Raw genomic sequence first — 19,582 nt, 5'->3', positions numbered from 1 at the left:
GGCGCTGCGAAAGCTGTTTAATTCGCGCGTATTTCATGTGGGATGCTGTTTGATAATTGCCGGAATTAAAAAGACAACGAGCAATTGCATGGGCGGAGTATGTTTTTTGACGAGTGCTGCCTGCCGGTTTTATCAGCAGCATTTGTCTGCCGGGGCACAACACCAAGTGCGATAAATACAACACTACAAGGAGTTCCAAAATGTCTGAAGCAGCCAAGTCCAAAGTCAAGTCGGTCGCCGAAGCGGCCGTTCCTCCGTCGAAAGAGGCTTATGTCGAACTGCTGAACGAAATGCGCGTTCATGCCAAGAAACGCTCGTCGGGTGCGGCACGAGGCGTACTGATGGCTTCGCCACGCCTGCAACAGATTCACCTGCGCAGCCTTTATCTGAGCAATGGCGCCAATGATCCAGGTGTGAAAAGGCTGGAAAAAGAAGCCAGGGAAGCAGGAGAAGGACAGTCGAATCAATCGGAAAAAGGGCTGGTGAAAGCCACCGAAGCTTTCCAGAATTCCGGGTCGACCGATACCAAGTCCTACAAGGAAAAACTTGAGGAACTGCGTAAACGTGACCAGAAGGCTGCCGAAGAGCGAATCGACAAAATCTACGACGCGGCCATCAATGAAGTTGACAAATTTCCGGCCAGTGCCGATGCGGTTATTGGTTTTATGGAAAACTTTGGCAATCTCTTCAATGGCGTACTCAACAAGATCGGTGACTTCTTTATCGAGATTGGCCAGAAGATCCTCAGTTGGCTGAAGAATGTCTGGGAGAAAATTACCAATACTTTCAATTCGGTCGTCAGTTGGATTGGAGGCTGGTTCTCCTGAAGCCATTTTATGGTCTGTGAGGTGTTTAATGATCAAACCATTTAAACCCATCGGGCCACCGCCGTTTATCGATCCGATTGAAGGCGAGTGGTGTCGCGCAATCAATCTTGAAGAAAATCGGGCGCTTGATGCAAATAAAGCAAAGCTCGATGCTCTTCGACTTCGCGACAAGAAACGAACCGAAGAAAAGATCGATGGTTTGTACGATGCGCTGCAAAGAAAAATCGACCCGGACTATAAACGTCCGCCGAGTGCCGCTGATGTGAACAATATCTTCGAGGCGGCGCAGAGCATCATCAGATCCTGGAACTGGTAACGGTGCCACGGCTGCAATAAAAAAACCGCGAGCGTGCTCGCGGTTTTTTATTGTCGGCACTGGCGATTTTCAACCCTGAACCGGCACGCCTTTGAGGTACGGCGCAGGCTCGGCGCCGAGGTTGCTCAGCATCCGCTCGCTGTACCAGTCGACGAAGTTGACCACGCCGAACTCATAAGTCTTGGAGTACGGCCCCGGCTGATACGCGGTGGAGTTGATCCCGCGCTGGTTTTCTTCGGCCAGACGGCGGTCCTGATCGTTGGTCGCGTCCCACACCTGGCGCATACGCTCGACGTCGTAATCCACACCTTCCACCGCGTCCTTGTGCACCAGCCATTTGGTGGTGACCATGGTTTCCTGGGCGCTGATCGGCCACACGGTGAAGACGATGATGTGGTCGCCCATGCAGTGGTTCCACGAGTGTGGCAGGTGCAGGATGCGCATCGAGCCGAGGTCCGGGTTCTTGATCCGGCCCATCAGTTTGGCGCAGCCCTGTTTGCCGTCGAGGGTCATCGACACGGTGCCCTTGAGCAGCGGCATGCGCACGATACGGTTGCGCAGGCCGAAGCTGGCGTGGGCGTAAGGGATCTTCTCGGCTTCCCACGCCGCGGCGGAGGCGGCGACGTGATCCTTGAACGCCTGATCGGCACGCGGGTCGGTGACGTCGTCCCATTCCAGCAGGGTTTTCAGCAGTTCCGGGTGCGACGCGTTGCAGTGGTAGCACTCGCGGTTGTTTTCCAGCACCAGTTTCCAGTTGGCCTTTTCCATCAAGGTGGTGGTGATCGCCACCTTGGTGTTCTCCATGTCGTACGGTTCCATGTAGTGGTTCAGCGTCGACAGGAAGTCATCGATGGCCGGCGGATTGTCCGCCAGGCTGATGAAGATGTAGCCGCCGGCGGTCTTCACGTTCACCGGTTTGAGGCCGTATTGCTTCATGTCGAAGTCGGCGCCCATTTCGGTGCCGGCGAACAGCAGGCGGCCGTCCAGCTCGTAGGTCCACTGGTGGTAGTGGCAGACCAGTTTGGCGACCTTGCCTTTTTCACTGGTGCACAGGCGCGAGCCACGGTGGCGGCAGACGTTGTGGAAGGCGTGGACTACGCCGTCAGCGCCACGGATGACGATGATCGGGTTCTTGCCGACCTGCAGGGTCAGGTAGTTGCCCTTGGCCGGGATCTCGCAGGTCATGCCGGCGATCAACCACTCTTTCTGGAAGATCTCCTGCATGTCGATATCGAACAGACGCTCATCGCTGTAGAACGGTTGCGGCAGCGAAAAGGTGCGCTCGCGCTCTTGCAGCATCTGTGCGGTGGCCTTGCGTGCGGGTTCCAGCGGATCGCCCAGGCTGATTTTTGCGGTGACGTCCATCGATGTGATCCTCGAGGCCATTCTGTGTGGCCGATGAAAAGTGGCTGATCAGGGGTGCTACGCAAGGTGTAAAGGATTCGTCTTGGTGTGAGGCGAGTGTGGGGCCGGCGCTGCCGTGAACCTTATCCATGGGCGACATGGTGCAATCTGTTCCCGACGCGCAACCCCCGGTGGTTGGGGGCTGGTCGCGATAAGTATGCCGATGTCGCGGATAGGTAAACGGGCGGTTCACGCTATACGCAGAATCGCCACATGAAGGCCGACAGTCGGCCGTGGAGAACAGCATGTCCAACAGCTTCCTGAATCCGGTCACCACCCAGACCTGGGCCAATGGCCGACACATCGTCCGTTGCGTCAAAGTCATCCAGGAAACCTGGGACGTGCGCACCTTCTGCTTCATGGCCGACCAGCCGATCCTGTTCTTCTTCAAGCCCGGGCAGTTCGTGACCCTGGAGCTGGAAATCGACGGCCAGCCGATCATGCGTTCGTACACCATTTCCAGTTCGCCGTCGGTGCCGTACAGCTTCTCGGTAACCATCAAGCGCGTGCCGGGCGGCAAGGTCTCCAACTGGCTGCACGACACCCTTCACGAAGGCCAGGAGCTGGCGGTGCACGGGCCGGTGGGGCTGTTCAACGCCATCGACTTCCCGAGCCCGAAAGTGCTGTATCTCAGCGGCGGCGTGGGGATCACCCCATGCATGTCGATGGCGCGCTGGTTTTACGACACCAACGCCAACGTCGACATGACGTTTATCCACAGCGCCCGTTCGCCGAAAGACATCATTTACCACCGCGAGTTGGAACACATGGCGTCGCGCATCGACAACTTCAGCCTGCACCTGATCTGCGAGAAGCACGGGCTGGGCGAGCCGTGGGCCGGCTATCGCGGCTATCTGAATCACAAGATGCTGGAGCTGATGGTTCCTGACTTTTTAGAGCGCGAAGTGTTCTGCTGCGGCCCGACGCCGTACATGACCGCGGTCAAGCGCCTGCTCGAAGCCTCCGGTTACGATATGTCGCGTTATCACGAGGAATCCTTCGGCGCCACGCCACCGGAAGCCCGCGCCGACGCGGTGGAACAAGCCGAACAGGCCGCCGATGCGCCGGAAATCGATGCGGCGGATCTGCATCAGGTCGAATTCACCGCGTCCGGCAAAAGTATTCGTGTGGCACCGGGTGAAACCGTGCATGCGGCGGCAGCCAAGCTGGGGCTGATGATTCCGAAAGCCTGCGGCATGGGGATTTGCGGGACGTGCAAGGTGCTGAAGCTAGGGGGCGAGGTGGAGATGGAGCACAACGGCGGGATTACCGAAGACGACGAGGCGGAAGGATTTATCTTGTCGTGCTGCAGCGTGCCTAAAGGCGACGTGCGTATCGAATTCTGACGAAATTACCCCTGTAGGAGCTGCCGAAGGCTGCGATCTTTTGATCTTGATCTTAAAAACAGGATCAAAAGATCGCAGCCTTCGGCAGCTCCTACAGGGGGCAGTGTTTCAATTGACGAAAAGGTCAGGCATCAGTGCTGCGTCGCTGTCCGGTTCGAAGCGGTAATGATCGAACTCGGTCACACCGCTTTCTCGCAAAATCTCCTCATCAATGAGCAAGCGCCCCGTGATCTGCCGTTGACGGCTGCGCAAAATCACATGCGCCGCATCCGCCATGATCGCTGGCGTGCGCGCCTGTTTGAACGACTCCCGATTGCCCAGCTGAAACTCGATCGCCGCCGTGGCAATCATCGTCTGCGGCCACAGCGAATTGACGCTGATCCCGTAACTGGCAAATTCCTCGCTCATGCCCACCGTCAGCATGCTCATGCCGTACTTGGTCACCGTGTAAGGGCTGAACTGGGCGAACCACTTGCTCGCCAGATTCAGCGGCGGTGACAGGTTGAGAATGTGCCCGGCGGACTTTTTCAGATAGGGCAGGGCCGCCTGGCTGCACAGCAGCACGGCGCGGGTGTTGATCTGGTGCATGAGGTCGAAGCGCTTGAGTTCGATGTGTTGCACACCGGTGAGTTTGATGGCCCCGGCGTTGTTCACCAGCGCATCAATGCCGCCGAAATGCTCGCTGGCCCGGGCCAGCGCCTGGCGGACGGCGTCGTCATCACGCACATCCAGTTGCAGCGCCAACGCTTGACCACCGACGGCTTCGACTTCCGCCGCGACACTGTGAATGGTGCCGGGTAACTTGGCGTGGGGTTCGGCGCTTTTGGCGGCGATGACGATATTGGCCCCGTCCTTCGCGGCCCGCAGCGCGATCTCACGGCCAATGCCACGGCTGGCGCCGGTGATGAACAGGGTTTTGCCTTGTAACGACATGCCGATGCTCCTGCTTATTGTTATGTGAGCGGAGGCTCGACAGACAATGTAGACCAAGCAGCTGTCGCGATAGCGATGGGCGGAGATGATTTGTGGTGAGGGGATTTATCCCCGATGGGTTGCGCAGCAGCCCCAAAACATATGAACGCGATCTACCAGTAAGACCGCGTTCTCAGGATTTACGACTGCTGCGCAGCCGATCGGGGATAAATCCCCTCGCCACAGGGGATCACCTCATCACAGGAAACCCCCTCATCCATGCGTTCATTCGCCAAGGAATCAGGCCGACATGACCTCGCGGATGTCGCGGGCCAGTTCGCGTACGCGCTCTTCTTCGGTGTCCCACGAGCACATGAAACGTGCGCCGCCCTTGCCGATGAAGGTGTAGAAGCGCCAGTTCTTTGCAGTCAGGGCGGCGATGGCCGGCTCGGAGAGTTGCAGGAACACGCCGTTGGCCTGCACCGGGAACATCAGTTCGACGCCGGGGATGTCGCTGACCAGTTCAGCCAGCAGCTGCGCGCAGTGGTTGGCGTGGCGGGCGTATTTGAGCCAGGCGTCATTTTCGAGGATGCCGACCCACGGCGCCGACAGGAAGCGCATCTTCGACGCCAGTTGCCCGGCCTGCTTGCAGCGGTAGTCGAAGTCTTCGGCCAGTTTGTGGTTGAAAAACAGGATCGCTTCACCTACCGCCATGCCGTTCTTGGTGCCGCCGAAGCACAACACATCGACGCCGGCCTTCCAGGTCAGATCGGCTGGCGAGCAGCCGAGGAACGCGCAGGCGTTGGAGAAACGCGCGCCGTCCATGTGCAGGTGCAGGCCCAGTTCCTTGCAGGTGGCACTGATGGCGCGGACTTCTTCCGGGGTGTAGACGCTGCCGACTTCGGTGGCTTGGGTCAGGGTCACCACGCGCGGTTTCGGGTAATGAATGTCCTGGCGCTTGAGCGCGACTTCACGGATCGACTGCGGGGTGATCTTGCCGTTTTCAGTGCCGGCGATCAGCAGTTTCGAGCCGTTGGAGAAGAATTCCGGTGCGCCGCATTCGTCGGTTTCGACGTGGGCGGTTTCCGAGCAGATCACGCTGTGGTAACTCTGGCACAGCGACGACAGCGCCAGCGAGTTGGCGGCGGTGCCGTTAAAGGCGAAGAACACTTCGCAGTCGGTTTCGAACAGTTTGCGGAAATCGTCGGACGCGCGTGCGGTCCATTCATCGTCGCCATAAGCGCGCTGGTGGCCGTGGTTGGCCTGTTCCATGGCAGCCCAGGCTTCAGGGCAGATACCGGAGTAGTTGTCGCTGGCGAATTGTTGGCTCTTGTCGGTCATGGCCGGCTTCCGTGGTCGAGACTCTTGTGAAGGCTCGTGGTCAATGAGGGTGCGCACTTTACCGAAGATCTTCCGGGGAGCACACGGGATGTCGCTGTCAGAAAATTACCAGTTTGTGGCCCGATTATGCACGTGACTAAACGCGACGGCGCGCTGGATTTGCTCAAGTGGCTGGCGCTGTTGAGCATGCTGCTCGATCACCTGCGATATGTCGGGATCAGCGCCGATTGGCTGTATGTTCCGGGGCGAATGGCATTCCCGTGGTTCTGCCTGGCGATGGCGGCGAATCTTGCCCGCGCCGGGGCGCAGCAGACCGAGTGGCGCTATCTGGGCTGGCTGTTGCTGTTCAGCGCGGTGAGTGAAATTCCCTACCGCTTGTACATTCCTGATCCCGACACCTTGAACGTGATGCCCACGCTGGCGCTCGGTTTGCTGGTGGCGCGAGGGTGGCAGGATCGAGCGTTGGTATCGCGACTGCTCGGCGCAGCGAGTCTGTTGCTCGCGGTGCTGTTCCCAGAGCGACTGATGTTCGGTTTCTTCGGTGTGCTGTTGCCGCTGGCGCTGCTGCTGGTATTCCGTCGCCCCTGGTACTTCGGCCTGCTGCCGGGGCTGGTGTGTCTGGCGGGCAATCAGTGGCAGGTGCTGTATGAAGCGGCGGCGTTTGGCAACTACGTGGCGGTGTTCGGCATCGCGGCGTGTCTGATGGCGCCATTGCTCGGGATGTACGTGTTGCGACACTCCAGTTCTATCCATCCGTTGCCTATGCGCCGCTGGGCGTACGCGCTCTATCCCGCGCATTTCCTCCTGTTGCTCGGCATTCGCCACTTGATCGCATATCCCCTGTAGGAGCTGCCGAAGGCTGCGATCTTTTGATCTTTAAGCGTCAAGGTCAAAGGATCGCAGCCTTCGGCAGCTCCTACAGGGGAATGCATTCTCCGAGTCATTTCCCGCCATGTCGTAAACGCACCTTTGCGTGGCGTCCGTAGGCATTTGAGCTGTCTGCGCCGGTCATACCATCGCATCAAAGGGCACCGTCGCAAGCCGCGTGCCTGACCAAGACAAAATGGCGCACCGCCGCCGCTGGGAGAGACGCGATGTTCAGCAAGCAAGACCAGATCCAGGGTTACGACGATGCACTGCTGGCGGCGATGAATGCCGAGGAGCAACGTCAGGAAGATCACATCGAGCTGATCGCGTCGGAAAACTACACCAGCAAACGCGTGATGCAAGCGCAAGGCAGCGGCCTGACCAACAAGTACGCCGAAGGTTATCCGGGCAAGCGCTACTACGGTGGCTGCGAGCATGTGGATAAAGTCGAAGCGCTGGCCATCGAACGTGCCAAGCAACTGTTCGGCGCCGATTACGCCAACGTCCAGCCGCACTCCGGTTCTTCGGCCAACAGCGCCGTGTACCTGGCGCTGATCCAGCCGGGCGACACCATTCTGGGCATGAGCCTGGCCCACGGCGGTCACCTGACCCACGGCGCGAAAGTGTCGTCCTCGGGCAAGCTGTACAACGCGGTGCAATACGGAATCAACACCGACACCGGGCTGATCGATTACGACGAAGTCGAGCGTCTGGCCGTCGAGTGCAAGCCGAAGATGATCGTTGCCGGCTTCTCCGCTTATTCCAAGACCCTGGACTTCCCGCGCTTCCGCCAGATCGCCGACAAGGTCGGTGCGCTGCTGTTCGTCGACATGGCCCACGTCGCGGGTCTGGTGGCTGCCGGTCTGTACCCGAACCCGCTGCCGTATGCCGACGTGGTCACCACCACCACCCACAAGACCCTGCGCGGTCCGCGTGGCGGGCTGATCCTGGCCAAGTCCAACGAAGAAATCGAGAAGAAGCTCAACGCCGCGGTATTCCCCGGCGCCCAGGGCGGCCCGTTGATGCACGTCATCGCCGGTAAAGCGGTGTGCTTCAAGGAAGCGCTGGAGCCAGGCTTCAAGGCCTACCAGCAACAAGTGATCGACAACGCCAAGGCCATGGCCAGCGTGTTTATCAAACGTGGCTACGATGTAGTGTCCGGCGGGACCGACAACCACCTGTTCCTGGTCAGCCTGATCCGTCAGGGCCTGACCGGCAAAGATGCCGACGCCGCCCTCGGCCGTGCCCACATCACCGTCAACAAGAACGCGGTGCCGAACGACCCGCAATCGCCGTTCGTGACCTCGGGCCTGCGCATCGGCACCCCGGCCGTCACCACCCGTGGCTTCAAGGTCGCCCAGTGCGAAGTGCTGGCCGGCTGGATCTGCGACATCCTCGACAACCTCGGTGACGCCGACGTCGAAGCGAATGTGGCCAAGAACGTCGCGGCACTGTGCGCCGACTACCCGGTTTATCGCTGAGCGGTTTGGAGTAAATGACTATGCAACGCTATTCGGGCTTCGGCCTCTTCAAACACTCCCTCAGCCACCACGAGAACTGGCAGCGCATGTGGCGCACGCCAACGCCGAAGAAGGTCTACGACGTGGTTATCGTCGGCGGTGGCGGGCACGGTCTGGCGACTGCCTATTACTTGGCGAAAGAGCACGGCATCACCAACGTGGCCGTGGTCGAGAAAGGCTGGCTGGGCGGCGGTAACACCGCGCGCAACACCACCATCGTGCGCTCCAACTACCTGTGGGACGAGTCGGCGCACCTGTACGAACACGCGATGAAATTGTGGGAAGGCCTGTCGCAGGACTTGAACTACAACGTGATGTTCTCCCAGCGTGGCGTCTACAACCTGTGCCACACCCTGCAGGACATCCGTGATTCCGAGCGTCGGGTCAGCGCCAACCGCCTTAACGGCGTCGACGGCGAACTGCTCAACGCCAAGCAAGTGGCCGACGAGATCCCGTACCTCGACTGCTCGAAAAACACCCGCTACCCGGTAATGGGGGCGACCGTTCAACGTCGCGGCGGCGTCGCGCGTCACGATGCCGTGGCCTGGGGCTTTGCCCGCGCGGCGGATGCCCTCGGCGTGGACTTGATCCAGCAGACCGAAGTGATCGGTTTCCGCAAGGAAAACGGCGTGTGCATCGGCGTTGAAACCAACAAGGGTTTCATCGGTGCCAAACGCGTCGGCGTGGTCACCGCCGGTAACTCCGGGCACATGGCCAAGCTCGCCGGTTTCCGTCTGCCGATCGAATCCCACCCGCTGCAAGCGCTGGTGTCGGAGCCGATCAAACCGATTATCGACAGCGTGATCATGTCCAACGCCGTGCACGGTTACATCAGCCAGTCCGACAAGGGCGACCTGGTGATCGGTGCCGGTATCGACGGCTACAACGGCTACGGCCAGCGCGGCTCGTACCCGGTGATCGAGCACACCATCCAGGCCATCGTCGAGATGTTCCCGGTGCTGTCGCGGGTGCGCATGAACCGCCAGTGGGGCGGCATCGTCGACACCACGCCGGACGCCTGCCCGATCATTTCGAAAACTCCGGTGCCGAACATGTTCTTCAACTGCGGTTGGGGCACCGGTGGTTTCAAGGCCACGCCTGGCTCGGGCAACGTGTTTGCCGCAAGCCTGGCCAAGGGTGAAATGCACCCATTGGCTGCACCGTTTTCCATCGACCGTTTCCACAACGGCGCACTCATCGACGAACACGGCGCTGCTGCCGTCGCCCACTAACAGGAGAAATCCCCATGTTACATATCTTCTGTCCTCACTGCGGCGAACTGCGCTCCGAAGAGGAATTCCATGCATCCGGCCAGGCGCACATCCCGCGCCCACTGGATCCTGCCGCCTGCACTGATGAAGAGTGGGGCGACTACATGTTTTTCCGCGACAACCCGCGCGGTCTGCACCACGAGTTGTGGGACCACGTCGCCGGTTGCCGCCAGTACTTCAACGTCACCCGCGACACCGTGACCTACGAGATTCTCGAAACCTACAAGATCGGCACCAAGCCGCAATTCACCGACAAGGCTGATGCTGCGAAAACAGCCTCGACGGCGCTGGGAGAGAAGGTATGAGCCAGACCAATCGCCTGTCCAACGGTGGACGGATCGACCGCAATAAAGTGCTGAGCTTCACCTTCAACGGTCAGAGCTACAAAGGCTTCGAGGGTGACTCGCTGGCCTCCGCGCTGATCGCCAACGGCGTCGACATCATCGGTCGCAGCTTCAAGTATTCGCGTCCACGCGGGATCTTCGCCGCCGGTGCCGAAGAGCCGAACGCGGTGCTGCAGATCGGTGCGACCGAAGCCACGCAGATTCCCAACGTGCGTGCCACGCAACAGGCGCTGTATCAGGGCCTGGTGGCTACCAGCACCAACGGCTGGCCGAGCGTCAACAACGACATGATGGGGATTCTCGGCAAGGTCGGCGGCAAGCTGATGCCGCCGGGTTTCTACTACAAAACCTTCATGTACCCGCAATCGTTCTGGATGACCTACGAGAAGTACATTCGCAAGGCTGCCGGCTTGGGCCGTTCGCCGACCGAAGTCGATCCGGATACCTACGACTACATGAACCAGCACTGCGACGTGCTGATCGTCGGTGCCGGCCCTGCGGGTCTCGCCGCTGCCCTGGCCGCGGCGCGCAGCGGTGCCCGAGTGATCCTCGCCGATGAACAGGAAGAGTTCGGCGGCAGCCTGCTCGACTCCCGCGAAAGCCTCGACGGCAAGCCTGCGATGGAGTGGGTGGCCAGCGTCATCGCTGAACTCAAGGACACCCCGGACGTGCTGCTGTTGCCGCGCGCCACGGTCAACGGCTACCACGACCACAACTTCCTGACCATTCACGAACGCCTCACCGATCACCTCGGCGACCGTGCGCCGATCGGTCAGGTGCGTCAGCGCATCCACCGCGTTCGCGCCAAGCGTGTGGTGCTGGCGACCGGAGCGCACGAGCGTCCGCTGGTCTACGGCAACAACGACGTGCCGGGCAACATGCTCGCTGGTGCAGTCTCGACTTATGTGCGCCGTTACGGCGTGGCACCGGGCAAAAAACTGGTGCTGTCGACCAACAACGACCACGCCTATCGCGTGGCGCTGGACTGGCTCGACGCCAGCCTGCAAGTGGTGGCCATCGCTGACGCCCGCAGCAATCCGCGTGGTGCACTGGTGGAAGAAGCCCGTGCCAAAGGTATCCGCATCCTCACCGGCAGCGCCGTGATCGAGGCCCGTGGCAGCAAGCGCGTGACCGCTGCCCGCGTCGCTGCGATCGACGTCAAGGCGCACAGCGTGACCAGCCCGGGCGAATGGCTCGACTGCGACGTGATCGCCAGTTCCGGCGGTTACAGCCCGGTGGTGCACCTGGCTTCGCACCTCGGCGGCAAGCCGGTCTGGCGTGAAGACATCCTCGGTTTCGTACCGGGCGAAGCACCGCAGAAGCGTGTGTGCGTCGGTGGTATCAACGGTGTGTATGGCCTCGGTGATTCGCTGGCCGATGGTTTCGAGGGTGGCGCTCGCGCTGCCAGTGAAGCCGGGTTCGGTGTGGTCGAAGGCACGCTGCCCAAGGCCCTGAGCCGTCTCGAAGAAGCGACCCTGGCGCTGTTCCAGGTGCCGCATGAGAAGGGCACCGCGCGCGCGCCGAAGCAATTCGTCGACCTGCAGAACGACGTCACCGCCGCCGCCATCGAACTGGCGACCCGCGAAGGTTTCGAGTCGGTCGAACACGTCAAACGCTACACCGCGCTGGGCTTCGGCACCGATCAGGGCAAGCTCGGCAACGTCAACGGCTTGGCGATTGCCGCCCGTTCGCTGAACGTGACCATCCCGCAGATGGGCACCACGATGTTCCGCCCCAACTACACGCCGGTAACGTTCGGCGCGGTAGCCGGCCGTCACTGCGGGCACATCTTCGAACCGGTGCGCTACACCGCGCTGCATGCCTGGCATGTGAAGAACGGCGCCGAGTTTGAAGACGTTGGTCAGTGGAAACGTCCGTGGTACTTCCCGAAAAACGGGGAAGACATGCACACCGCGGTCAAGCGCGAATGCAAAGCCGTGCGCGACAGCGTCGGCCTGCTCGATGCCTCGACCCTGGGCAAGATCGACATTCAAGGCCCGGATGCCCGCGAGTTCCTCAACCGCGTGTACACCAACGCCTGGACCAAGCTCGACGTGGGCAAGGCCCGTTATGGCCTGATGTGCAAAGAAGACGGCATGGTCTTCGACGACGGGGTGACGGCGTGCCTGGCCGACAACCATTTCGTCATGACCACCACCACCGGCGGCGCGGCCCGCGTGCTGCAATGGCTGGAGCTGTACCACCAGACCGAATGGCCGGACATGAAGGTCTACTTCACTTCCGTCACTGACCACTGGGCGACCATGACCCTGTCCGGGCCGAACAGCCGCAAGCTGCTCAGCGCCGTGACCGACATCGATTTGAGCAACGAAGCCTTCCCGTTCATGACCTGGAAAGAAGGTCTGGTCGGCGGTGTGCCGGCGCGGGTGTTCCGCATCTCGTTCACCGGTGAACTGTCGTACGAAGTCAACGTCCAGGCCGACTACGCGATGGGTGTTTTGGAGAAGATTGTTGAGGCGGGGAAGGCGTTCAACCTGACGCCATATGGCACTGAAACCATGCACGTTCTGCGGGCCGAGAAAGGTTTCATCATCGTCGGCCAGGACACCGACGGCTCGATGACCCCGGACGACCTGAACATGGGCTGGTGCGTCGGTCGCACCAAACCGTTCTCGTGGATCGGCCAGCGGGGCATGAACCGTGAAGACTGCGTGCGTGATCAGCGCAAACAACTGGTGGGCCTCAAGCCGATCGATCCGAACGTCTGGCTGCCGGAAGGTGCTCAGCTGGTGTTCAACACCAAGCAAGCGATCCCGATGACCATGGTCGGCCACGTGACTTCCAGCTACGCGCACAACTCCCTCGGCTATTCGTTTGCCATGGGCGTGGTCAAGGGCGGTCTCAAGCGCATGGGCGAGCGGGTGTTTGCACCGCTGGCCGATGGCAGCGTGATCGAGGCGGAGATTGTTTCTTCGGTGTTCTTCGATCCGAAGGGTGATCGCCAGAACATTTGACGGCCTCAAGAACTGTGGGCGGGCGGCTATTCGCGAGCAGGCTCGCTCCCACATTCGACCGCGTTCCCCTGTGGGAGCGAGCCTGCTCGCGAAAGCGACAGATTAGCCACCGCAGGAACCAACAGAATTCAGGAAGGTGTTTTATGACCACAGCCAACGTGTATCAACAACGCCCGACCACCGGGGCCCGTGCCGAGTCGTCGCTGCACCATGCCGACCTCGCCAGCCTGGTCGGCAAAGGTCGCAAGAACGCCGGCGTGATCGTGCGTGAAAAGAAACTCCTCGGTCACCTGACCATCCGTGGCGATGGCCACGATGCCGCCTTCGCCGCTGGCGTACACAAGGCCTTGGGCATCGAATTGCCCGGTGCCCTGAGCGTGATCGTCAAAGGCGAAACCAGCCTGCAATGGATGGGCCCGGATGAGTGGCTGCTGATCGTGCCCAGCGGCGAAGAGTTCGCCGCCGAGCAAAAGCTGCGCGAAGCGCTGGGCGATCTGCACATCGCGATCGTTAACGTCAGCGGCGGCCAGCAAGTGCTCGAGCTGAGCGGGCCGAACGTGCGTCAGGTGCTGATGAAATCCACCAGCTACGACGTGCACCCGAACAACTTTCCGGTGGGTAAGGCGGTCGGCACGGTGTTCGCCAAGTCGCAGCTGATGATCCGCCACACCGCCGAAGACACCTGGGAACTGCTGATCCGCCGCAGCTTCTCGGATTACTGGTGGTTGTGGTTGCAGGATGCTTCGGCCGAGTACGGTCTCAGCGTCCAGGCCTGACCCCGTTTGGCGCATGACTGCATTTGTGGCGAGGGAGCTTGCTCCCGCTCGACTGCGAAGCAGTCGCAAATCGCTACCCGCATTCTCCTGGAAAAATGCGGTCGCTGATTTTGGGGTCGCTGCGCAACCCAGCGGGAGCAAGCTCCCTCGCCACAGAGTTCACTCTGCTAACAGATGTTGAAACAGGAGTCACCGCACCATGAGCCGCGCCCCAGACACATGGATTCTGACCGCCGACTGCCCCAGCGTGCTCGGCACGGTGGACGCGGTGACGCGTTTTCTGTTCGAACAGGGTTGCTACGTTACCGAGCACCACTCGTTCGATGACCGGCTCTCCGGCCGCTTTTTCATTCGCGTGGAATTCCGTCAGCCTGACGGCTTCGACGAACAGTCCTTTCGCGCCGGCCTCGCCGAACGTGGTCAGGCCTTTGGCATGGTTTTCGAGCTGACCGCGCCAAATTACCGGCCGAAAGTGGTGATCATGGTCTCCAAGGCCGATCACTGCCTTAACGATTTGCTCTATCGCCAGCGTATCGGCCAGTTGTCGATGGACGTGGCGGCGGTGGTGTCCAACCATCCGGATCTCAAGCCTTTGGCCGACTGGCACCAGATTCCCTACTACCATTTCCCCCTCGACCCCAACGACAAGCCGTCGCAGGAGCGTCAGGTGTGGCAGGTGATCGAAGAGTCCGGCGCCGAACTGGTGATCCTCGCCCGCTACATGCAGGTGCTGTCGCCGGAACTGTGCCGCAAGCTCGATGGCAAGGCGATCAATATCCATCACTCGCTGCTGCCGGGGTTCAAGGGTGCCAAGCCGTATCACCAGGCCTACAACAAGGGCGTGAAGCTGGTCGGTGCGACGGCGCATTACATCAACAACGACCTCGATGAAGGGCCGATCATCGCCCAAGGCGTCGAGGCCGTGGATCACAGTCATTACCCGGAAGATTTGATTGCCAAGGGGCGGGATATCGAGGGCCTGACCTTGGCCCGGGCCGTTGGTTATCACATTGAGCGCAGGGTGTTTCTCAACGCTAATCGCACGGTCGTTCTCTAGATCGCCATCGCTGGCAAGCCAGCTCCCACAAGGATTTGGGTCGTATACAAAATCTGAATCCAACCCGAATCCTGTGGGAGCTGGCTTGCCAGCGATGAGGCCATAACAGGCAACACAACAATCAGCATCTGTACCCGAGCACTTAACGCGCTGCCTGCCTGGGCAACGCGGTTCCATAAAAACAACAGCGAGGTGAAAGCATGTCTGGCAATCGTGGTGTGGTGTATCTCGGCGCTGGCAAGGTCGAAGTGCAGAAAATCGACTATCCGAAAATGCAGGACCCGCGCGGTCGCAAGATCGAGCACGGGGTCATTCTCAAAGTGGTTTCCACCAATATCTGCGGCTCCGACCAACACATGGTGCGCGGCCGTACCACGGCGCAGACCGGTCTGGTGCTGGGCCATGAAATCACCGGCGAAGTGATCGAAAAGGGTTCCGACGTCGAGAACCTGAAAATCGGCGACCTGGTCTCGGTGCCGTTCAACGTGGCTTGCGGGCGCTGCCGTTCCTGCAAGGAGCAACACACCGGCGTCTGCCTGACCGTCAACCCGGCCCGTGCCGGCGGCGCATACGGTTACGTCGACATGGGCGACTGGACCGGCGGTCAGGCTGAATACGTGCTGGTGCCCTACGCCGACTTCAACCTGCTGAAACTGCCGGACCGCGACAAGGCCATGGAGAAAATCCGCGACCTGACCTGCCTCTCCGACATTCTGCCGACCGGCTATCACGGCGCGGTCACGGCGGGCGTTGGCCCGGGCAGCACCGTGTACATCGCCGGCGCTGGCCCGGTCGGCCTGGCCGCTGCTGCTTCGGCGCGTCTGCTGGGCGCTGCGGTGGTGATCATCGGCGACGTCAACACCATCCGCCTGGCTCACGCCAAGGCTCAGGGTTTTGAAGTGGTCGACCTGTCGCAAGATACGCCGCTGCACGAGCAAATCGCTGCATTGCTGGGTGAACCGGAAGTCGATTGCGCGGTGGACTGCGTCGGTTTCGAAGCGCGCGGTCACGGTCACGACGGCGTCAAAGCCGAAGCCCCGGCCACGGTGCTCAACTCACTGATGGGCGTGGTGCGCGTGGCGGGCAAGATCGGTATCCCGGGCCTGTACGTCACCGAAGACCCGGGCGCTGTCGATGCTGCGGCAAAAATGGGCAGCCTGAGCATCCGCTTCGGTCTGGGCTGGGCCAAATCCCACAGCTTCCACACCGGCCAGACCCCGGTGATGAAGTACAACCGCCAACTGATGCAAGCGATCATGTGGGACCGCATCAACATCGCCGAAGTGGTCGGCGTGCAGGTCATCAGCCTCGACCAGGCGCCGGAAGGTTACGGCGAGTTCGATGCGGGCGTGCCGAAGAAGTTTGTGATCGATCCGCACAAGTTGTTCAGTGCGGCGTAACGCTTAAGCGCAATACAAAACGGCGACCTCAGGGTCGCCGTTTTTCATGGCGCAATGAACACGAACACCGTGGCGAGGGAGCTTGCTCCCGCTGGGCGCGAAGCGGCCCTGAATTCCGGGAGGGTGATTTTCAAACCGAGTTCGCCGCCGAGCGGGAGCAAGCTCCCTCGCCACACATGCTTGGTGTGCTCAGTTGCACTAAAGGGCAGCCAAAGCCCCCTGGTAAAGAACCGGCCCCGTCGGCTGCCCGGTCGGCGAACCACCCTTGGGCTCCAGACTCACCGCCAGCGCAATCGGTTTGCCGATCAAGGCTTGCTGCGCCTCGCTCAACTCAACCTTGCCTTTGCCTCCCGCTGGAATAACCCCGAGCGAAATCGGTTTGCCGTCCGCCGGAATCGCCCACAACTCCAGGCTACGATTCGCATCAACGGGCGCCAGCGTCAGCGGCTCCACTTGCAGATAATCCGCATGCGCCTCGACCTTCAGCGCCGGTTGCGCGTCGGCGGTCAGCAGGGTGGCGCGGTAGCGGGCGTCGTCGCGGTTGTACAGGGAGCCGAGGAACACCAGCACCACGATCGAGCAGGCTGCGACGCTGACCCGCAGCCAGTTCCAGAACGGGCGCTTCTCGGGAAGGTGCAGCACTTGCGGTTCGATTCGCGCGGTGATGCCTTGCCAGACGTGTTCCGGCACTGGCTGCTGCGGTATCGCGTCGGTCAGGCTGGCGAGGCTCTCCTGCCATTGCGCCAGTTCGGTTCGCAAAGCAGCGTCATCCAAAAGCAATTGTTCAAAACGCCGACGCGCCGCCGTCGACATCAGGCCAATGGCGTAATCGGCAGCGAGCGCGCGGCGCAGGGCAGGGGTCTGGTAGTTCATGATTCGAGGCACCTGCGCAGACGTTCCATGCCACGGCGAATCCACGATTTCACCGAGCCCAGCGGCGCGGCCAGATGTTCGGCCAGTTCCGAGCAGGACAGACCCTGAAAGTAAGCAACGGTGATCGATTGCCGCTGCTGGCCGTCGAGAGTGTCCAGGCAACGGTGCAGCGCGCTGGCTTCGCGGCTGCTGTTCAGCAGTTCGTGCGCCGAAGGACCTTCGTCGGCGAGGGCGTCCTGTTCGACATCGGTCAGCGGGCGGTCGCGATGTTTGCGCAATTGGTCGATGGCCTGATTGCGGGTGATGTTGATCATCCAGGTCAGCGGCGCCGACAAATGCGCTTCGTAGCGCGACGCGTTGTTCCAGATGCGCACGAAGCTTTCCTGCAGCACTTCTTCGGCCAGATCCGCCCGGCCCATGAAACGCAGGGCCACGCCGTGCAGGCGCGGGCCGACACTACGATAGAGGGTTTCGAACGCGCGACGGTCGCCCAGTGAACACTGGGCCAACAGCTGGCGCAACTGATCGGTGTCGGCGGTGGAAATGACGTTTCTCCAGGCAATGGGCGGGCGACGAGGCTGCTGCTCGGGCTGTTCACAGGCTAGTTCAGCGACAGCGCTTGTGCCATTCATCTCGGGTTATCCACGGTTTCACGTTTTATATACGTGGCTATCCTGAAAATGGATGCGCCGGCGAGGAACATGCCGGCTGATACCCGGTCAAACCGGCAGTTTTGCCGCTCATTGACGGGCGGTTACCACAGCGCAAGAGGATGTCTGAATGAAGATTTCACGCGGTATTGCCTTGGCTTCACTGATGACCCTTGCAGCGAGCCCGGTGTTCGCCGGCTTCAGTCTGGACGACGTGACCAAAGCGGCTTCGAGCATGCAGGGCGGCAACGCCGCGACCGCCGCCGCGCCGACCTCGGAAACCGCCGGTCTACTGCAAGCGGTGACCGGTCTCGGTGTTACGCCTCAGCAAGCTGTCGGTGGCACCAGCGCCATGCTTGGCCTGGCCAAGAACCAATTGAGCAGCACCGATTATTCGCAGCTGGCCAAAGAAGTGCCGGGCATCGACAAACTGTCGGGTGGCAGCGGCAACCTGGCGGCGTTGAGCGGTTTGCTGGGCTCCTCGGGCAAGTCGGCGGGGCTGGAAAACGCCCTGGGCAATGTCAAGAACACCAACGACCTGAACAACGCCTTCGGCGCATTGGGCATGGACAGCGGGATGGTCGGTCAGTTTGCCCCGGTGCTGCTCAAGTATCTGGGTGATCAAGGCGTCGGCGGCCCGCTGCTGCAGAGCCTGGGCAGCATCTGGGGCGCCGGCACCGGTAGCTGATTCAGCCGCGCTCGTCGCGCAGTTCGGCGATGCGCTGGTCTTTCTCGGTCCAGAGCTGGTTGACCCAGTTCTGGACCGTCTGACGAAACACCGGATCGTTCTCGTAATCGCCCTGCCACAGCGCCGGGTCGAGTTCGCGGGTCTTGATGTCGACGATCACCCGCGGCACGTTGCCGCTGATCAAATCCCAGAACCCCGGAATCGTCTGCTGTGGATAAACCACGGTCACGTCGAGGATGGCGTCCAGTTGTTCACCCAACGCCGCCAGCACGAACGCCACGCCGCCGGCCTTGGGCTTGAGCAGGTGGTTGAACGGTGATTGTTGCTGCGCGCTTTTTGCCGCGGTGTAGCGGGTGCCTTCCAGATAGTTGACCACGGTCACCGGCTGGCGCTTGAACAGCTCGCAGGCCTGTCGGGTGATCTCCAGATCCTTGCCCGCCAGCTCCGGGTGCCTGGCCAGGAATGCCTTGGTGTAGCGCTTCATGAACGGGTAATCCAGCGCCCACCACGCCAGCCCCAGAAACGGAACCCAGATCAGCTCTTTCTTGAGGAAGAACTTGAAGAACGGCGTGCGCCGGTTGAGGGTCTGGATCAGCGCCGGAATATCGACCCACGACTGATGGTTGCTGACCACCAGGTACGAGGTGTCACCGCGCAGGTCTGCGCCCCCGCGAATGTCCCATTGGGTGGGGATGCACAGGCGAAAAATCAGCTTGTCGATTTCGGCCCAGGTCTCGGCAATCCACATCACCGCCCACGACGCATAGTCACGCCAGCGCCCGGGAGCAATCAGCTTGAGCAGCGCAAACACCAGCAACGGCCCGATCAGGATCAGGGTGTTGAGCAACAGCAGCAGGGTGACGAAACAGCCGGTGAGCAGGCGGCGCATAAGCAACTCTATGACGTTGGATGGGCGCGCCATGATAAGTGGCTTCGGGCGACAGGCCAAATCGGGGGTGACAAATGTTTCACTTTTGAGAGGTTACCCTTGAGTTATCGATGAACCCTGTGGCGA

Annotated in this window: 18 protein-coding genes; 12 read left to right on the top strand and 6 right to left on the bottom strand. The window is 60.9% G+C overall.

Going from position 1 to position 19,582, the window contains the following annotated elements; genetic code table 11:
• Positions 1-200: 200 nt before the first annotated feature.
• Both HBN98_RS10140 and HBN98_RS10135 read left to right on the top strand, forming a co-directional pair.
• Positions 201-827 carry a hypothetical protein gene (locus HBN98_RS10140; RefSeq protein WP_064589562.1) on the top strand — a complete coding sequence of 209 codons (627 nt, stop codon included), beginning with the start codon at positions 201-203 and terminating at the stop codon, positions 825-827.
• 28 nt (positions 828-855) lie between these two features.
• On the top strand, positions 856-1,143 hold the full coding sequence (locus tag HBN98_RS10135) for a hypothetical protein (protein WP_064589561.1): 288 nt from the start codon (positions 856-858) through the stop codon (positions 1,141-1,143).
• A 69-nt stretch (positions 1,144-1,212) separates the two neighbouring features.
• Here the strand turns inward: HBN98_RS10135 and gbcA are convergent, their stop codons facing one another.
• Positions 1,213-2,508: a glycine-betaine demethylase subunit GbcA gene (gbcA, locus tag HBN98_RS10130; protein WP_083367711.1), complete on the bottom strand. Its 1,296-nt coding sequence runs from the start codon at positions 2,506-2,508 to the stop codon at positions 1,213-1,215.
• 284 nt (positions 2,509-2,792) lie between these two features.
• Between gbcA and gbcB the strand changes: the two genes are divergently transcribed.
• Positions 2,793-3,893 (top strand): glycine-betaine demethylase subunit GbcB, encoded by a 1,101-nt coding sequence (gene gbcB, locus HBN98_RS10125; RefSeq protein WP_064589559.1) that lies wholly within the window; start codon positions 2,793-2,795, stop codon positions 3,891-3,893.
• Positions 3,894-4,001: 108 nt separating this feature from the next.
• Here gbcB and HBN98_RS10120 read toward each other — a convergent pair whose 3' ends face one another.
• Together HBN98_RS10120 and HBN98_RS10115 are read right to left on the bottom strand one after the other, a co-directional pair.
• Positions 4,002-4,826 (bottom strand): SDR family oxidoreductase, encoded by an 825-nt coding sequence (locus HBN98_RS10120; RefSeq protein ID WP_083367712.1) that lies wholly within the window; start codon positions 4,824-4,826, stop codon positions 4,002-4,004.
• 279 nt (positions 4,827-5,105) lie between these two features.
• Positions 5,106-6,146, bottom strand: coding sequence for a threonine aldolase family protein (locus HBN98_RS10115; RefSeq protein WP_064589557.1), 1,041 nt, complete (start codon positions 6,144-6,146; stop codon positions 5,106-5,108).
• A 126-nt stretch (positions 6,147-6,272) separates the two neighbouring features.
• On the opposite strand from HBN98_RS10115, the gene HBN98_RS10110 reads away from it, so the two are divergent.
• The 8 genes from HBN98_RS10110 to fdhA all read left to right on the top strand — a co-directional run bounded on the left by HBN98_RS10110 (position 6,273) and on the right by fdhA (position 16,356).
• A complete protein-coding gene (locus HBN98_RS10110; RefSeq protein ID WP_083367713.1) occupies positions 6,273-6,992 on the top strand; it encodes a TraX family protein in 720 nt (239 codons plus the stop codon).
• 248 nt (positions 6,993-7,240) lie between these two features.
• On the top strand, positions 7,241-8,494 hold the full coding sequence (gene glyA, locus HBN98_RS10105) for a serine hydroxymethyltransferase (protein WP_027610662.1): 1,254 nt from the start codon (positions 7,241-7,243) through the stop codon (positions 8,492-8,494).
• A 20-nt stretch (positions 8,495-8,514) separates the two neighbouring features.
• On the top strand, positions 8,515-9,765 hold the full coding sequence (locus HBN98_RS10100; protein WP_003206307.1) for a sarcosine oxidase subunit beta: 1,251 nt from the start codon (positions 8,515-8,517) through the stop codon (positions 9,763-9,765).
• Positions 9,766-9,779: 14 nt separating this feature from the next.
• A complete protein-coding gene (locus HBN98_RS10095) occupies positions 9,780-10,109 on the top strand; it encodes a sarcosine oxidase subunit delta (RefSeq protein WP_083367714.1) in 330 nt (109 codons plus the stop codon).
• Positions 10,106-13,123 (top strand): sarcosine oxidase subunit alpha, encoded by a 3,018-nt coding sequence (locus HBN98_RS10090; protein ID WP_064589554.1) that lies wholly within the window; start codon positions 10,106-10,108, stop codon positions 13,121-13,123. The genes HBN98_RS10095 and HBN98_RS10090 overlap by 4 nt, the downstream gene beginning before the upstream one ends.
• Positions 13,124-13,266: 143 nt before the next feature.
• Positions 13,267-13,899: a sarcosine oxidase subunit gamma gene (locus HBN98_RS10085; protein ID WP_034155013.1), complete on the top strand. Its 633-nt coding sequence runs from the start codon at positions 13,267-13,269 to the stop codon at positions 13,897-13,899.
• A gap of 199 nt (positions 13,900-14,098) precedes the next feature.
• The gene (purU, locus tag HBN98_RS10080; protein WP_064589552.1) at positions 14,099-14,956 is read left to right on the top strand and encodes a formyltetrahydrofolate deformylase; all 858 of its coding nucleotides are present in this window, start codon (positions 14,099-14,101) and stop codon (positions 14,954-14,956) included.
• Positions 14,957-15,156: 200 nt separating this feature from the next.
• On the top strand, positions 15,157-16,356 hold the full coding sequence (fdhA, locus tag HBN98_RS10075; protein WP_064589551.1) for a formaldehyde dehydrogenase, glutathione-independent: 1,200 nt from the start codon (positions 15,157-15,159) through the stop codon (positions 16,354-16,356).
• A 198-nt stretch (positions 16,357-16,554) separates the two neighbouring features.
• Here the strand turns inward: fdhA and HBN98_RS10070 are convergent, their stop codons facing one another.
• Both HBN98_RS10070 and HBN98_RS10065 read right to left on the bottom strand, forming a co-directional pair.
• Positions 16,555-17,229, bottom strand: a complete 675-nt coding sequence (locus HBN98_RS10070; protein ID WP_083367715.1) for an anti-sigma factor — start codon at positions 17,227-17,229, stop codon at positions 16,555-16,557.
• Positions 17,226-17,861 carry an RNA polymerase sigma factor gene (locus HBN98_RS10065; protein WP_083367716.1) on the bottom strand — a complete coding sequence of 212 codons (636 nt, stop codon included), beginning with the start codon at positions 17,859-17,861 and terminating at the stop codon, positions 17,226-17,228. Before HBN98_RS10065 ends, HBN98_RS10070 begins: the two co-directional genes overlap by 4 nt.
• Positions 17,862-18,009: 148 nt before the next feature.
• Here HBN98_RS10065 and HBN98_RS10060 point away from each other — a divergent pair, with 148 nt between their 5' ends.
• Positions 18,010-18,567, top strand: coding sequence for a DUF2780 domain-containing protein (locus tag HBN98_RS10060; protein ID WP_083367717.1), 558 nt, complete (start codon positions 18,010-18,012; stop codon positions 18,565-18,567).
• A 1-nt stretch (position 18,568) separates the two neighbouring features.
• Here HBN98_RS10060 and HBN98_RS10055 read toward each other — a convergent pair whose 3' ends face one another.
• Positions 18,569-19,456 carry an acyltransferase gene (locus tag HBN98_RS10055; protein ID WP_083367718.1) on the bottom strand — a complete coding sequence of 296 codons (888 nt, stop codon included), beginning with the start codon at positions 19,454-19,456 and terminating at the stop codon, positions 18,569-18,571.
• Between the last annotated feature and the right edge of the window lie 126 nt (positions 19,457-19,582).

The sequence above is a fragment of the Pseudomonas koreensis genome, from assembly GCF_012986595.1.
Classification (GTDB): Bacteria; Pseudomonadota; Gammaproteobacteria; order Pseudomonadales; family Pseudomonadaceae; genus Aquipseudomonas; species Aquipseudomonas koreensis.
This window is presented reverse-complemented; position numbering and strand designations above follow the sequence as displayed.